This is a genomic window from Solirubrobacter phytolaccae (genome assembly GCF_027587195.1).
Lineage (GTDB): Bacteria > Actinomycetota > Thermoleophilia > Solirubrobacterales > Solirubrobacteraceae > Solirubrobacter > Solirubrobacter phytolaccae.
Map to the genome: position 1 here is coordinate 11,649 of NZ_JAPDDP010000054.1, position 14,529 is coordinate 26,177.

Genomic DNA, 14,529 nt, shown 5'->3' on the forward strand with positions numbered 1-14,529 from the left:
TATGGGGTACCCCTAAGGACAATCGTCACAAAGGTGCGATTTGGGCGCTCCCTTGCGGTTTTCGGCGTCAGCCACCGGACCGGGAGGCGGCTTGCGCGCCGCCTCCCGGTGGCCCCCCACTACGGCTGCGTGGTTGACAGCGTGAACGTGAGCGTCTTGGCGTAGGTGCCCGTGCGGAGCGGGTCACTGGCCTTGACGAGCTGCGAGAACTCCAGGTCGACGCGGTCATTGGAGACCGGGCCGTTCCACACGAGGAGGTTCAGCAGCGACCCGACGTTGTTGAACGCCGTGCCGGTGTTGGCGGCGTTGCGGGCCCGGGCCTGGAGCGGCTCAGGGAGGACGAACGCCCCGTTCACCAGCCGGCCCGGGTTCGCTCCCGGATCGGACACGCTCAGGAGCGCGTCGCCCGCCGTGGAGGTCACCGTGGCCTTCGTGGCGGCCAGGTAGGTCCGCGTGACGCCGGGCGTGAACGCGCCGAACGGCGCCGGCCCGTCGAGTGCGAGCGACAGCGTGGCCGGCACGGTGCCGCCGACGGTCCCGTCGCCCGAGCTCGCCTTGATCGGCACGTCGAACGCCTGCACCTCGTTCTGCGCGTTGACGAACGAGACGAGCAGCGAGGCGCCGCTGCTGAGCTGGGCGGCCGTCGCCCCGGTCAGCGTGAGCGACTGCGTGCCGGCGGTGACCGGGACCGTGCGCGAGGCCTTGATCGCGCCCATCATGTCCGGCGCCCACGGCGGCGTCGAGCCGTCGGCGGCGCCGCACGCGGAGAGCCCGTAGTCCGGCGCGGGGTCCGTCGCCGGGTTGCAGCTCGTGTTCCACACCCGCGTGTAGCTCTTGTTGCCGCTGATCGGATCGACGGCGTACAGGAACAGCCGGGCGGTGCCGGCCGCGCCCGCGGTGACGTTGAGGTTCACCGTGGTGCCACTCACCGTCGCCCCGTTGATCTTCAGCCCGCGCGCCTCGGGTGCCGGCTCACGGCCGGAGAGCGGGACGCCGTTGCGCGCCGACTGCGCGATCGTCTGCGGTGAGGCCGCCGAGTCCAGGTTCGGATGCGACACGTTCGGCGTGCGCGGCGTCGTCGGGAAGCTCGCCGGCGGCGTGTAGCCCGGCATCGTCGCGCGGCCCCACTTGTACGGATCCGACTGCACCGAGCCGAACGTCGACCACGCCAGGCGCGTGCTCATGTCGATGTGGCGCAGCACGGTCGAGCCGGTGCCCGGTGTGTTGTCGTCGTTGTCGTACGGCGTGATGTTGAGCCCGAAGCCGCTCGGGTCGACCGCCGCCGGCAGGACCGCCATCGGGATCTTGACCTCGAGGTTGTACCCGCCGCCCGCGTACGCGTGCGAGGTGCCGACGTCGTTGGTGCCGACCCACTTGGCGGTGGACGCGACCCGCACGCCGGGGGCGTTCGGGGCGTCGTCGACGGTCGCCGCGAGCGGGCCCGTCGAGAAGCCCTGGTGGTTGTCGGCGTCGCGCGCCCAGCACGGGCCGTTCGCCCCGTTGCCGTTCGTGTTGGACGGGTCGTTGGTGAACGGGAAGATCCCGAGCTTGAACGTGTTCGCCGTGTCCTTGAGGACCTGCGAGGCGGTCCCGCGCGGGTCGATGATGATCTCGACCGAGTCCGCGAGCCAGTGCGCGACGCACTCCTCGGGCTTGACGGCGTAGCTCTGGAAGTCGTCCTGGACCCGGATGAAGAAGTACAGGTCGTCGCCGGAGCGGGTGACCTTCGCGTACGTCTTGTTGGCGCCGGACGTGCCGCAGTCGACGCCGAGCGGATCGCAGTTGCGGGTGGAGCCGTTGGGCTCCCACTTGCGGCCGATCTCCAGCGACTCGCCGCTGTACTCGCCGGCGGCCTCGGTGCCGTCGAGCGTGGGTGCGCCGGTCGCGCCCGGGACGGAGGTCTTGGGCACGATGCCCAAGGTCAGGTCCTCGAAGCCGGATCCGCCGCCGCTGTAGCTCGTGGTGATGCGGACGCTCACGTTGCCGCTCTGCGCGTCGGCGGCGTTGGCCGTCGTCGGCAGTGTGGCGTTGGTGTAGGAGTTCGAGACCTGGAAGTTGACCGTGGTCTCGGCGCCGGGCGCGATGCTCGGGTACGGCTTGGAGGTCGCGTCGGCGGTGACGTTGGCCGGCAGCGTCAGGGCGACCGTGCCGCTCTGGGGCGCGTCGGACCAGTTGTGGACGACGACCGGCAGCGTGAACGTCTCACCCACGGCGGTCGTCTGGACGGCGCCGGAACGGCCGAGCCGGCGCGCGAGCGGGGCCGTGTTCTCGACCCACTGGTCGTACTCGGCCCAGTTGCCCCAGCGCTGGAAGCGGCCCTCGACGGGCGAGACCACGCGCACGAGCTGGTCCGTGTAGCCCTTCGCGGCGCCCGCGGTCCAGGTGGCGGAGACCTTGTAGTTGGCGTTGACGGGCGCGGTCGCGCTCGGCGTCACCGTGAACGTGACGGTCTGCTCGGTGGTGCCGACGGCGGGCGTCGGCTTGGTCGCGGTGTCGACCGTCCACCCGGCGGGCACGTTCAGCGTCGCCGTGCCGGCGGGGATCGTCCCCGACGGCGCCTTCACGTGCAGGGTGGCCTGGAACGGCGCGCCGGGCACGTTGTAGAACTTCGAGAACGTCAGGTACTCGAGCGTGCCGAGCGGGAGTCCGCCCGGGTCGGGCTTGACGGCGCCGTAGAGGATCGCGTCGTCCTTGCCGGCCGCGGAGTTGAGCGAGCCGTCCGGGTTCACGTTGGGCTGGAACGGGACGACGTTGCCGGTCTGGCCGAAGCGCGAGCAGCCCGTCGGCTGGACGGTGTTCCACATCACGCGGCTCTGCGTCGGGTAGGCGCGCGCACCCTCCTGGGCGACCTGCGCCCACGTCTTCGGCGTGCCCATCGGCTGGCCCTGGACGTTGCCGGGCGGCCACAGGTACGGCGAGGCGTAGCCCGTCCACACGCCCGCGACGTTGTCGAGGTTGGGCGTGGTCGCGGTGCCGGGGGTGAAGCCCGTGGTGCAGTCGGCGGTGGTGGTGGTGCCGCCCGTGCCGCCCGCGTTCCCGCCCGAGAAGACCTTCTTGACCTGCCAGGTGGAGAGCGCGTTCGGTCCCGTCAGCTGCTCCGGGAACATCGCCGGATCGGCCGCGGCCTTCATGCCCTCCCAGATGTACCGGCCGGCCTGCTGGTGGTTGCCGTGGCCGGCGTTCAGGGTGGGGGTGAAGCCGATGTAGACGTCGGGCTGGGTCATGCGGATGATCCGCGTGACCCGCCGCAGCGTCTCCGTGCCCCAGAAGTACTGGGTCAGCGGCGCGCTCTGGTTGTAGAAGAAGTCGACCGAGTCGATGTTGAAGATGTCGATCGTGCCGCTGCGGTAGTGCGCGACGCGGTCCTCGTTCTCCCGCCGCAGGCCGAGCTCCGGGCCGATCTCGGTGCCGGTGGCGTTGCCGCCGCCCTCACCGCGCGTGACCATGATGATCCCGCAGCGCACGTCGTACCGCTCATGCCACACGCCGCACGGGCCGATGATGCTCGTGTCGTCATCGGGGTGGGCCCACTCGCCCATGACGTTGATCTTCACCGCGCTGGACGCGGTGTAGGGCGCGGCGGTGGCCGCCGGGGCCGCCCAGAGCCCGATAGCTATGGCCAACAACACGCCAAAACGCCTCACGTCGACTCTCCCTCTCTCACGGAGTGCCCTCACACTCGCACCCCTTCGAACGACATCGAACAGAGCTGCCGTTCGACGATATTCCTGTTGTCAAGTCCAGCTACCCTCGGAATTCGTGCGCTTCCTCCTCGGATTCCTCGTCCTCGCGTCGCTGGCGCTCCCCGCGAGCGCGCAGGCCGCGCCGCTGCTGACCGTCGACCTGGCGCGTGAGTCGGTGCGCTACGGCGGCGCGCACCGCGTGGAGGGGACGCTTACCGACGCCACCGTGCCGCTGGCCAACCAGGAGGTCATCCTCGAGGGCCGGCGCTACCCGTACGAGGGCTCCTATCGCGTGATCGAACGCGGCACGACCGACGCCGAGGGCAGGTTCCGCTTCGACGCCGAGCTGGACCGCAACCACCGCCTGCGCGTCGTCGCGCCGGCGCAGACGCTCACCTCCCAGCGGCTGCAGGCCTACACGTTGCCGGGGTTCGAGCTCTCCTTCCGCGCCATCTCGCCCGGCGTCGTCCGGCTCTACCAGCGCTACACCGTGCCCAAGAACGTGCGGCTCAGCGCTCCGACGCTCTTCTACCTGGGCAAGCGCGGCGCCTCGAAGGCCTCGCTCCGTCGCACGGGTGAGCTCAAGCGCGTGAAGGCGGGCCGCTACACGTCGCAGGTGACGGTCACGCTGCCGTCGGGCTGGAACGGTGCGTTCCGCTACGCGTCGTGCTTCCGGGCCTCCACGGGCTCCGGCATGGGCGACCCGAACCAAAGCTGCCCCAAGCTCAGGCTCCAGTTCTAGCTTCCGTCGTTCGAAGCTGATACAAGTCCGTCCGGTCTTGTTCACTAGTGTTGCTCGCCGATGACGCTCCTCCCGGCACAGCGCCGGAACGAGATCCTGCGCGCCGTCCGTGACGGACAGGCGCACGTCGGCCACCTCGCCGAGGTGTTCGGCGTGTCGGAGATGACGGTGCGCCGCGATCTGCACCGGCTGGCGCGCGACGGCAAGCTCGAGCGTGTGCACGGCGGCGCGGTGCACACCGCGGGCCAGGAGCCGGGCTTCTCGCAGATCGAGGTCGAGCGCTTCGACGTGAAGGACCGGCTCGGGGCCGCGGCCGCCGCACTCGTCGAGGACGGCCAGACGGTGATGATCGACATCGGCACCTCGACGCTCCAGATGGCGCGTCACCTGCACGGCAAGCAGATCACGGTCGTCACGACCAACCTCGCGATCGTCGAGGAGCTCTTGCCGGACCCGGGGATCGAGCTCGTGCTGCCGGGCGGGATCGTCCGCCGCAACTACCGCTCGCTGGTCGGCGTGCTGGCGGAGGACTCCTTGCGGCAGCTCAAGTCCGACATCGCCTTCCTCGGGACGAGCGGCGTGGACGGCGAGATGGGCGTGTGGGACACCACGATGGTCGAGGTGCCGATCAAGCGGCTGATGATCGGCGGCACCGACTGCGCGGTGCTGATCGCGGACGTCGCGAAGTTCGCGATGACCGGGATGGTGCGGGTATGCGGGCCGGAGTCGCTGGACCATGTCGTGACGGACGCGCCGTTGCCGGCCTCGGTGCGCTCGGTCGTGGATGCGAACGGAATCGAGGTGACGATCGCATGAAGCTCACGATCGTCGGCGGGGGCGGCTTCCGGGTGCCGCTGGTGTACGGCGCGCTGCTGGACCGCAAGGAACGGCTGGGGCTGAGCGAGGTCGTGCTCTACGACATCGACGACACGCGCCAGGACCGGATCGGGCACGTGCTGGACGGGCTCGCGGAGGAGAAGGGCACCACGCTGCCGTTCCGCACGACCACGGACCTCGTGGACGCGGTGCAGGGCGCGGACTTCGTGTTCTCCGCGATCCGCGTCGGCCAGCTCGAGGGCCGCGTGATCGACGAGGACGTGCCGCTCGGGATGGGCGTGCTCGGCCAGGAGACGACCGGGCCGGGCGGCATCTGCTTCGCGCTGCGGACGATCCCGGTGATGACCACGCTCGCCGAGACGATGGCCGCGCACGCGCCCAACGCGTGGCTGATCAACTTCACGAACCCGGCGGGCATGGTCACCGAGGCCCTGCAGCGCGTGCTCGGGGACAAGGTCGTCGGCATCTGCGACTCGCCGTCGGGCATGTGCCGGCGCGTCGCCGCGGTCATGGGCAAGGACCCCAAGGCGCTGTGGTTCGACTACTTCGGCCTCAACCACCTCGGCTGGCTCAAGGACGTGCGCGACGGCACGGGCGCGCCGCTGCTGGACGAGCTGCTCGCCGACGAGACGGCGCTCGCGAAGTTCGAGGAGGGCCGGCTGTTCGGCGGCGACTGGCTGCGGACGCTCGCGATGCTCCCGAACGAGTACCTCTACTACTTCTACTACGCAGCGGACACGGTCAACGCGATCCGCGGCGGAGGCTCGCGCGGCGCGTTCCTGCTCCAGCAGCAGCGCGAGTTCTACGCGCGCAACGGGGCGAATCCCGAAGCCGCGCTGGCCGACTGGCGCGCCACCCGGCACGACCGCGAGCGCACCTACATGGCCGAGGCGCGCAGCGCGGCGGGCCAGGACGGCGAGCACGACATCGAGGAGAACTCGGGCTACGAGAGCGAGGCGATGGCCGTCGTGGACGCGATCGTCAACAACACGCGCGAGGTGCTCATCCTCAACACCGCGAACCGGAGTGCGCTGCCGTTCCTGGACGAGCGCGCCGTGGTCGAGGTGCCGTGCATCGTCGGGCGCAGCGGGCCGGTCCCGGTCGCGGTCGGCGAGGTCCCCGCGCACGCGGCTTCCCTCATCTCGACCATGAAGGACGTCGAGCGCACGACGATCGAGGCGGCGCTGACCGGCTCCGAGCAGCTCGCGATCAAGGCGCTCGCGCTGCACCCGCTCGTGCCGTCGGTAAACACGGCGCGCGAGATCTTCGACGGGTACCGCCGTCGGCTGCCCGAGCTGGCGGAGACGTTCGCCTGATGAGCGTCGATCTCGCCTGCGCCGAGCCCGCGTTCCTGGACCTGACGATGGTCGGGCTGGACCGGATCCCCAAGCCCGGGGAGGAGCGCCTCGCGCAGGACTTCCTGCGCTCGCCGGGCGGCGGCGCGATCACCGCCGTCGGCGCCGCGCGGCTCGGCCTCTCCAGCTCGCTTACCAGCCCGCTCGGCGACGACGCCGTCGGGATGCTGCTGCGCACGCTGCTCGCCGACGAGGGCGTGCGCTGGGACGGGCGGCTCGTGGAGCGCACGCCGGTCACGGTGATCATGCCGACCGACGGCGACCGGGCGATGGCGACCTTTGACCCGGGGGAGAGCGTGACCGCCACGGAGCTCGGTGCTGTCGAGCCCCGCGCGGTCGTGCTGTCGATCCCCCGTTTGCCCCTCGCGCCGGCGGGCGCACGCACCTACGTCTCGGTTGGTGACCTGGACGCGCGTGCGCTCGCCGGTCGGGAGCTCCCCGCGGAGCTCTCGACCGCGCGGGCACTGCTGGTGAACGAGCGCGAGGCGCTGCTGCTCAGTGGCGCGCCGGACGCGCAGACCGCGGCGGCGCAGCTCGCGCGGGCGGCGCCGCTCGCGATCGTGACTTTGGGCCCGGAAGGCGCACTTGCCGCCGGGGCGGAGGGGACGGTCCACGTCGAAGGCGTGGCCGTCGAGGCAGTGGACACGACGGGCGCCGGCGACCTGTTCGCCGCCGCCTACGTGTGGGCCGACCATTGGGGTGCGGCGCTCGAGCAGCGCCTGCGCTGGGCGGTCCTGTATGCATCACTGTCGGTTCGGGTCGCCACTGCGGTAGCGGGGGCGGTGACGTTGAGGGCGCTCTTGGAGGAGGGCGCGGGATACGGGCTGACGTCGCCAGTGCGACAGCCAGCGATGAAGGAGGATCAGTGAAGGCGAAGAGTGTGCTGGCTGCGTTTGCTCTGTCGGCGCTCGTCGCCGGCTGCGGCGCGGCGCCCGGTGGCGACAGCAACGAGGACAAGCCCGCCTCGACCCCGGCCGCGACGGCCGAGGCCAAACCCGACATCGCCAAGGCCGGCGACGTGACGCTCAAGGTCTGGGACCAGAACGTCCGCGGCGGGCAGAACGCGGAGATCGAGGAGCTCAACAAGCAGTTCGAGGCCAAGTACCCGAACGTGAAGATCGACCGCACGAAGAAGTCCTTCGAGGACCTGCTGAAGACGGTCAAGCTCGCGGCTTCAGGCGCGGACGCGCCCGACGTGGTGCAGGCCAACCAGGGCCGCGGCGTGATGGGTGAGATGGTCAAGGCCCAGCTGCTGCGTCCCGTGACCGACTACGCGAAGGTCTACGACTGGGAGTCGCGCTACTCCTCGACGCTCCTGGACCTGAACAAGTTCTCCGCCGACGGCGCGGAGTTCGGCTCCGGTGATCTGTACGGGCTCTCCCAGATGGGCGAGATCGTGGGCGTCTTCTACAACAAGGAGAAGGTCGCCACGCCGCCGACGACGTTGACCGAGTTCGAGGCGTCGTTGCAGCAGGTCAAGGACGGCGGCGACACGCCGATCATGTTCGGCAACCTCGAGAAGTGGCCCGGCATCCACAACTTCGAGAGCGTGCTCGGCCAGACGGCCGACAAGCAGGCGATCCGCGACTTCGTGTTCGCCCGCGACGGCGCCTCGTTCGACAACCCGGAGTTCCAGGCCGGCGCGACGAAGATCAAGGAGTGGGTCGACAAGGGCTACTTCAACAAGAACTTCAACGGCACGGACTACGACCCGGCGTGGCAGTCGTTCGCGAAGGGGAAGTCGGCGTACCTGATCGCGGGCACGTGGGTGACCGCGGACCTGGCCGACCAGATGGGCGACAACGTCGGCTTCATGCTGATGCCGGGCGCCGACGCCAACGCGCCGGTCTCGCTCGGCGGTGAGGACCTGCCGTTCACGATCACGACGGCTTCCAAGGTCCCGGACGTCGCTTCCGCCTACATCGACTTCCTCACGGACGCGAACGCCGCCAAGGTGCTCGTGGACACGAACAACCTGCCGGCCATGAAGGGCGCGCCCGCGCCTGCCGGGGGCGTGTCGGTGGACGTGGCCAACGCGTGGCAGAAGCTCAACGACGCCGACGGCGTGATCCCGTACCTGGACTACACGACGCCGACGTTCTACGACGACATCAGCGGCGCCATCCAGGAGCTGCTGGCGGGCAAGCAGTCGCCGACGGAGTTCACCGCCGGCGTGCAGAGCGCGTTCGACAAGTGGTCGGAGTCGCGCTGACGTGGGTGTAGCGGCCGCGCCACTGGAAGCGGCCGCCCGTGAGGGTTCGCCGGGCGAACGTCCGCCCGGCGAGCCGCGTCTCGTCGGCTACCTGTACGTGCTGCCGGCGTTCGCGGTGTTCGCCGTGTTCGTGCTGGTGCCGCTGGTGCACGCGGCGTGGATCTCGCTGTGGGACTGGAACGGGCTGCCGAACTCGCCCGCCACCTGGGCCGGGATCGGCAACTACACGGACGTCTTCACCGACGAGCAGCTGCGCAGCGCGTTCGTGCACGCGCTCATCCTGCTGGTCTTCTACGCCGTGCTGCCGATCCTGATCGGCCTGCTGCTGGCGGGCGTGATGGCGCGGGCGCGCGTGCGCGGGCTGGCGCTGTTCCGGACGATCCTGTTCCTGCCGCAGGTGATCGCGATGGTCGTCGTCGCGACGATGTGGAAGATGATCTACGACCCCGAGAACGGCGCGCTCAACCGCTTCCTCGGCTGGTTCGGGATCGAGGGCAAGTCGTGGCTGGGAGACTTCTCGCTGGCGCTGCCGTCGGTCGGGCTGATCGGCACGTGGGTGTACTTCGGCCTGGCGATGGTGCTGCTCACGGCGGGCGTGCAGAAGATCCCGCCGTCGCTGTACGACGCGGCGCGCGTGGACGGCGCCGGGCCGTTCCGCGAGTTCCTGGCGGTGACGCTGCCGGGGCTGCGCGGGGAGATCGCGGTCGCGCTCACGCTGACGACGATCTACGCGCTGCGCAACTTCGACCTCGTCTACATCACCACGCAGGGCGGCCCCGGCGACTCGACGACCGTGCCCGCCTTCCAGGTCTTCTCGCGCGCGTTCCAGGGCAGCCAGGTCGGCTCGGCCGCCGCCGTCGGCATCACCCTGACGTTCGTGATCTTCCTGATCTCGTTCGCGATCAACCGCGTCGCGGAGCGGTCGACATGACTTCGCGCGCGGAGCAGTCGCTCGGCTACGTGATCCTCGGCGTGTTCTCGCTGATCGCGCTGCTGCCGGTCGCCGGGATCGTCTTCACGGCGCTGCAGGACCCGGACGGCTTCGCAGCCTTCGGCTCGATCGACGGCCTGCACTTCTCGAACTTCACGACCGCCTGGGATGAGGCGAACTTCGGCACCTACCTGAAGAACAGCGTCTTCGTGACCGTGGTCGTCGTGTCGGTCTCGAGCGTGCTGTCGATCCTCGCCGGCTACGCGTTCGGGCTCATGCGCTTCCGCGGCTCGACCGTCCTGTTCTACGTGTTCCTGCTCGGGCTGATGGTCCCGATGGAGGCGATCATCGTGCCGCTGTACTACGAGATGCGCGACAACTGGAAGCTCCAGAACACCTACTGGTCGATCATCCTGCCGCAGATCGCGACGTCGGTCGCGTTCGGGACGTTCTGGATGCGCACGTACTTCCGGTCCGTGCCGCGGTCGTTGGTCGAAGCCGCACGGCTCGACGGCGCCTCCTCGTGGTTCACCCTGTGGCGCGTGCTGCTGCCGCTCGCCAAGCCCGCCGTGCTGACCATGGGCGTGCTGCTGTTCATGTGGACCTGGAACGAGTTCCTGCTCGTGCTCGTGATGATCACGGACGACTCCAAGCTGACGGCGCCGCTCGGTCTGAGCGTGTTCCAGGGGCGCAACACGTCGGACCTGACGCTGATGGCGGCGGGCTCGGTGATCGTGGCGCTGCCGGTCGTGATCGTGTACGTCTTCCTCCAGCGGCACTTCATCCGCGGGATGCTCTCAGGGGCGGTGAAGGGCTGAATGGCTTCGGTTCGCTTTGATGCGGTGGGCAAGCGGTTCGGGTCGGTCGAGGCCGTCCGCGAGCTGTCCTTGGAGATCGCCGACGGCGAGTTCATGGTCCTGGTCGGGCCGTCCGGCTCGGGCAAGACGACCGCGCTGCGGATGCTCGCCGGGCTGGAGGCGATCAGCGCCGGTTCGATCTTCATCGGCGACAAGCGCGTGAACGACGTCGCGCCGCGCGAGCGTGACATCGCGATGGTCTTCCAGGACTACGCGCTGTACCCGCAGATGTCGGTGTTCGACAACCTCGCGTTCGGACTGCGGCGGCGCAAGGTCGCCTCGGACGAGATCAAGCGACGCGTCGAAGAGGCCGCGCGCGTGCTGGACATGAGCGAGCTGCTGGCGCGCAAGCCGGGGCAGTTGAGCGGCGGCCAGGCGCAGCGGGTGGCGCTGGGGCGTGCGCTGGTGCGGGAGCCGCAGGTCTTCCTGATGGACGAGCCTTTGAGCAACCTCGACGCGAAGCTGCGCACGCAGACGCGCGGCGAGATCCGGCGGCTGCAGCAGGAGGTCGAGACGACCACCGTCTACGTCACGCACGACCAGGTCGAGGCGATGACGATGGGCGACCGGATCGCGGTCATGAACGACGGCCGGCTCGAGCAGGTCGGCACGCCCGAGGAGCTCTACGAGCGGCCCGCGAACCGCTTCGTCGCCGGCTTCATCGGCTCCCCCTCGATGAGCTTCTTCACGGGGCCGGAGGTCGGGCTGACGCTGCCGCGCAACGGCGCGGTGGTGGGTGTGCGGCCCGAGCACGTCCGGCCGTGGCGCGAGGGGCTGATCGGGCCTTTGAAGGGACGGGTCGCGTTCGTCGAGGCGCTGGGCCGCGAGACCTTCGTCGGCGTCGACGTGGGGGAGGCCCGGCTGGTCGTCTTCGAGGAGGGCCGCGCGGTGCGCGACGTGGGGGACGAGATCGAGTTCGGGCTCGTAGAGTCCGGCCTCCGGTACTTCTCGAGTGAAAGCGGAGCAGCGCTGTGATCGTCTACGCCATGAGCGTCTCGACCGATGGCTACATCAAGGACGCCGAAGGCGGCTTCGACTTCGCGGAGACGTCCGACGAGGTGTTCCGCTGGTGGATCGACTTCCAGCGGCGGTCGGTGCTCGACCTCTACGGCCGCGCGATCTACGAGGACATGCGCTATTGGGAGACCCTGGCCGACGACGCAACGGATGCTCACCGCGACTTCGCCGACGCCTGGCAGAAGACGCCGAAGATCGTGGTCTCGACGACGCTCGAGTCGGTCGAGCCGTACGCGCGGCTGGTCCGCGAGCCGGCGCACGTCCCGTCCGCCGAGGGCATGGTGACGATCGAGGGCGCTTCCCTCGCCGCGTCGATGATCGACCGCATCGACGAGTTCTGGCCCGTCGTCTACCCGACCACGGTGGGCGGCGGCACGCCGTTCTTCCCGGCGGGCGTGCGGCTCAACCTGAAGCTCGTGGAGACCAGGCGCTTCGACTCAGGTGCGGTCCTGCTGCGCTATCAGCGCGCGTAGGTTCGCCGCCGCGTAGTCGAGGTCGATGCCGGTGTAGTCGTCGGGCAGGCCGCCGAGGTAGACCGCACGGGCCTTCGCGATCGCCACGTGGGGGAAGCGCGCGTGGGCCCACGCGGCGGCGTCGCCCTTCGGCGCGATCGCGCCGGTCACGAGCGAGTAGTAGATCCGGCAGAGCGCGAGGATCGCGTTCGTCGGCTCCTCGTGCAGGCCTTCCAGGATCGGCTCGACGCTCGCGAGCATCGCGGCGCGCAGCCGGTCGGGCGGGATCGCGGCGAGCAGGGTGCCGGGCGGCGGCCCGGCCAGCGCGTGGTCGGCGAGCAGCACCTTGTGGATGAGGATCGCGAGGTCGGGGTCCTTCCCGCTCGCCCACGTGTCGGGCAACCACGCGCCCCACTGGAAGTCCACGTACGTCGGCGCCTGGTGGTGCGCGACGAGCGTCACCTCGACGGCCCGGCCCTGGATCGCCCGCAGGCCGTCGAACAGGCGCTGCTTCTCGTCGTCGGTCGTGCGCCGTTTGAGCACGGCGAGCACGTCGAGGTCGCTGCGCGGCGCCAGCCCGCCGTGGACGGCCGAGCCGAACAGGTAGACGCCGAGCGGGTCGAGCTCGGCGAGCAGCTTCAGAACGGGTTCGAGCTCGTGCACGACCTAGAGTCTGTCGGGATGCCTCGTCAACTGGCGGAGATCATGGCCGAGTACGCCGAGCACGAGGCGTCGCGCTTCTCCGCGCCCGACGCGGTGTGGGAGCCGACGGTGTTCACGCGCGACGACGCCGGGCACGTGCGGGCGCACGAGTTCCGCGAGCCCGACGACGACTCGGCGACGCGCCGGGTGCAGGGCATCGTGGTGGACTCGCGGGCGGCGGTGACGGGGCTGCTCCTGATGGTCTTCCGGCCCGAGCAGCTGCTGGTCACCACCACTGACGGCGCAACGCACATCGCCGCGAAGGCGCCGGTCGTGCGCGCGCTGGACGGGCCGCCCCAGCTGGCGGACTGGGAAGAGGTCACGCCCGGCGACGAGGTCGCGACGTTCGCGATCAACCTGCTGCGGAGCGCGCTCGGGCAGGACACGCTCTCCCAGCGCGCGGGTGCGCTCGAGGAGCTGTCGATGATCCGGCGCGCGCTCGACGGGTTCATCCGGCGCGTCGACGCCGACGGCCACCTGCGGCTGCACTACGAGGACGAGGTCGTGCTGGAGGCGGATCGGCTCGCGCTCGTGGAGCTCGCGCGCGACGCGCTGGACCTCGCGGTCTCCCGCGGGCGCGTGGACAAGCAGATCGACGACGGCTTCACGCTCAAGCGGGTTCCGACCCCGCCGGCGGACCTGATCTGAGGACGATCGTCGTCTCGGTGTCGGCCGCGCCGTGGCGCAGCCGCAGGGTCCGCAGCAGCATGTCCAGCTCGGCGGTGTCGCGGCACGCCACGCGCAGCTGGTAGTCCGGCGCGCCGGTGAGGTGGAGCACCTCGATCACGGGGTGCAGCTGGGAGGCCTCGATCGCGAACTGGTCGGAGTCGACGCCGGGGGAGAGCGTGATGCCGACGAGCGCCTCCAGGTTGCGCCCGCCCGCGGCGGGGTCGATCAGCGCGGTGAAGCCGAGGATCACGCCGGCCTGGCGCAGCCGGCGGACGCGGTCGGCGGCGGCGTTCGCGCTCAAACCCACCGCGGCTCCGAGCTCCCGCCACGACAAACGCCCATCTTCCCGGAGCAGCCTGAGGATCTCGCTGTCGGTCGGGTCCATGGCTGCGATTGTCTCAGTCTTTGGCCGCGACAGCTTGTCTTTCGCGGCGGGCGGCGCAAGAACATGCGGCATGGATGCGTTGCTCGCCGGACTGCTTGCCGGACTCGCCATCGCCATGCAGGTGGGCGCGGTCAGCCTGCTGCTGATCGAGGCGTCGGTCGTCGCCGGGCCGCGCAAGGGGCTGGCGGCGGGCATGGGCGTGGCGACGGTCGACTTCGCCTACGCGATCATCGCCGGGTTGGCGGGCGGCGCCGCGGGCGCGGTGCTGGCCGGGCACGAGGGCGAGATCAAGCTGGTCGCGGCGATCGTGCTCGGCGTGATCGCGGTGCACGGGCTCGCCGGGCTCTGGCGCGATCCCGAGGTGCGCGAGGTCGAGGCGGGCGGGAGCGTGCGCGCCCACTACGCGCGCTTCCTCGCGATCACGGCGGTCAACCCACTGACGATCGTGTCGTTCGCGGCGGTCGCGGCGGCGATGTCGCTCGACGGCTGGCGGGAGACCGTCGCCTTCGTGGCCGGCGTGGGGGTGGCGAGCGCGGGCTGGCACCTCGTGTTGACACTTGCCGCCGGTCACGCGGGACGCTGGGTCACGCCGGCGATCCGGCGCTCGCTCGCGATCGGTGGGCGCGTGCTCGTCCTCGCGATCGCCCTCCACCTGGCGGTCAGCTGACTTACCGACAGAAGCGGCAG

14 protein-coding genes are annotated in these 14,529 nt (G+C 70.3%); 11 read left to right on the plus strand and 3 right to left on the minus strand.

The genetic code is table 11. From position 1 onward, the window contains the following. Window positions 1-119 precede the first annotated feature (119 nt). A complete protein-coding gene (locus tag OJ997_RS24305) occupies window positions 120-3,629 on the minus strand; it encodes a PIG-L family deacetylase (protein WP_372517930.1) in 3,510 nt (1,169 codons plus the stop codon). Between the two features lie 130 nt (window positions 3,630-3,759). Here OJ997_RS24305 and OJ997_RS24310 point away from each other — a divergent pair, with 130 nt between their 5' ends. From OJ997_RS24310 to OJ997_RS24350, 9 genes are read left to right on the plus strand one after another with little or no spacing between them, the layout of a single operon-like run. Then, window positions 3,760-4,425, plus strand: coding sequence for a DUF6795 domain-containing protein (locus OJ997_RS24310; RefSeq protein WP_270027851.1), 666 nt, complete (start codon window positions 3,760-3,762; stop codon window positions 4,423-4,425). A 60-nt stretch (window positions 4,426-4,485) separates the two neighbouring features. Continuing rightward, window positions 4,486-5,241 (plus strand): DeoR/GlpR family DNA-binding transcription regulator, encoded by a 756-nt coding sequence (locus tag OJ997_RS24315; protein WP_270027852.1) that lies wholly within the window; start codon window positions 4,486-4,488, stop codon window positions 5,239-5,241. After that, window positions 5,238-6,578 (plus strand): 6-phospho-beta-glucosidase, encoded by a 1,341-nt coding sequence (locus tag OJ997_RS24320; protein ID WP_270027853.1) that lies wholly within the window; start codon window positions 5,238-5,240, stop codon window positions 6,576-6,578. The genes OJ997_RS24315 and OJ997_RS24320 overlap by 4 nt, the downstream gene beginning before the upstream one ends. After that, window positions 6,578-7,486: a carbohydrate kinase family protein gene (locus tag OJ997_RS24325; RefSeq protein WP_270027854.1), complete on the plus strand. Its 909-nt coding sequence runs from the start codon at window positions 6,578-6,580 to the stop codon at window positions 7,484-7,486. The genes OJ997_RS24320 and OJ997_RS24325 overlap by 1 nt, the downstream gene beginning before the upstream one ends. Next, entirely contained in the window at window positions 7,483-8,829 is a 1,347-nt protein-coding gene (locus OJ997_RS24330; RefSeq protein WP_270027855.1) for an extracellular solute-binding protein, read from the plus strand. The genes OJ997_RS24325 and OJ997_RS24330 overlap by 4 nt, the downstream gene beginning before the upstream one ends. A gap of 1 nt (window position 8,830) precedes the next feature. Then, window positions 8,831-9,760: a carbohydrate ABC transporter permease gene (locus tag OJ997_RS24335; protein WP_270027856.1), complete on the plus strand. Its 930-nt coding sequence runs from the start codon at window positions 8,831-8,833 to the stop codon at window positions 9,758-9,760. Then, the gene (locus OJ997_RS24340; protein ID WP_270027857.1) at window positions 9,757-10,578 is read left to right on the plus strand and encodes a carbohydrate ABC transporter permease; all 822 of its coding nucleotides are present in this window, start codon (window positions 9,757-9,759) and stop codon (window positions 10,576-10,578) included. The genes OJ997_RS24335 and OJ997_RS24340 overlap by 4 nt, the downstream gene beginning before the upstream one ends. Next, complete coding sequence (locus OJ997_RS24345; RefSeq protein ID WP_270027858.1) at window positions 10,579-11,592, plus strand: ABC transporter ATP-binding protein; 1,014 nt, start codon at window positions 10,579-10,581, stop codon at window positions 11,590-11,592. An 11-nt stretch (window positions 11,593-11,603) separates the two neighbouring features. Continuing rightward, entirely contained in the window at window positions 11,604-12,107 is a 504-nt protein-coding gene (locus tag OJ997_RS24350) for a dihydrofolate reductase family protein (RefSeq protein ID WP_270027859.1), read from the plus strand. Here OJ997_RS24350 and OJ997_RS24355 read toward each other — a convergent pair. Then, entirely contained in the window at window positions 12,072-12,749 is a 678-nt protein-coding gene (locus OJ997_RS24355) for an aminoglycoside adenylyltransferase domain-containing protein (protein WP_270027860.1), read from the minus strand. The genes OJ997_RS24350 and OJ997_RS24355 overlap by 36 nt on opposite strands. Window positions 12,750-12,767: 18 nt before the next feature. On the opposite strand from OJ997_RS24355, the gene OJ997_RS24360 reads away from it, so the two are divergent. Continuing rightward, on the plus strand, window positions 12,768-13,436 hold the full coding sequence (locus tag OJ997_RS24360) for a hypothetical protein (RefSeq protein ID WP_270027861.1): 669 nt from the start codon (window positions 12,768-12,770) through the stop codon (window positions 13,434-13,436). Here the strand turns inward: OJ997_RS24360 and OJ997_RS24365 are convergent. Next, on the minus strand, window positions 13,399-13,842 hold the full coding sequence (locus OJ997_RS24365) for an Lrp/AsnC family transcriptional regulator (RefSeq protein ID WP_270027862.1): 444 nt from the start codon (window positions 13,840-13,842) through the stop codon (window positions 13,399-13,401). The genes OJ997_RS24360 and OJ997_RS24365 overlap by 38 nt on opposite strands. 70 nt (window positions 13,843-13,912) lie before the next feature. Here OJ997_RS24365 and OJ997_RS24370 point away from each other — a divergent pair, with 70 nt between their 5' ends. After that, complete coding sequence (locus OJ997_RS24370) at window positions 13,913-14,509, plus strand: LysE family transporter (RefSeq protein WP_270027863.1); 597 nt, start codon at window positions 13,913-13,915, stop codon at window positions 14,507-14,509. The last annotated feature ends 20 nt before the right edge of the window (window positions 14,510-14,529 follow it).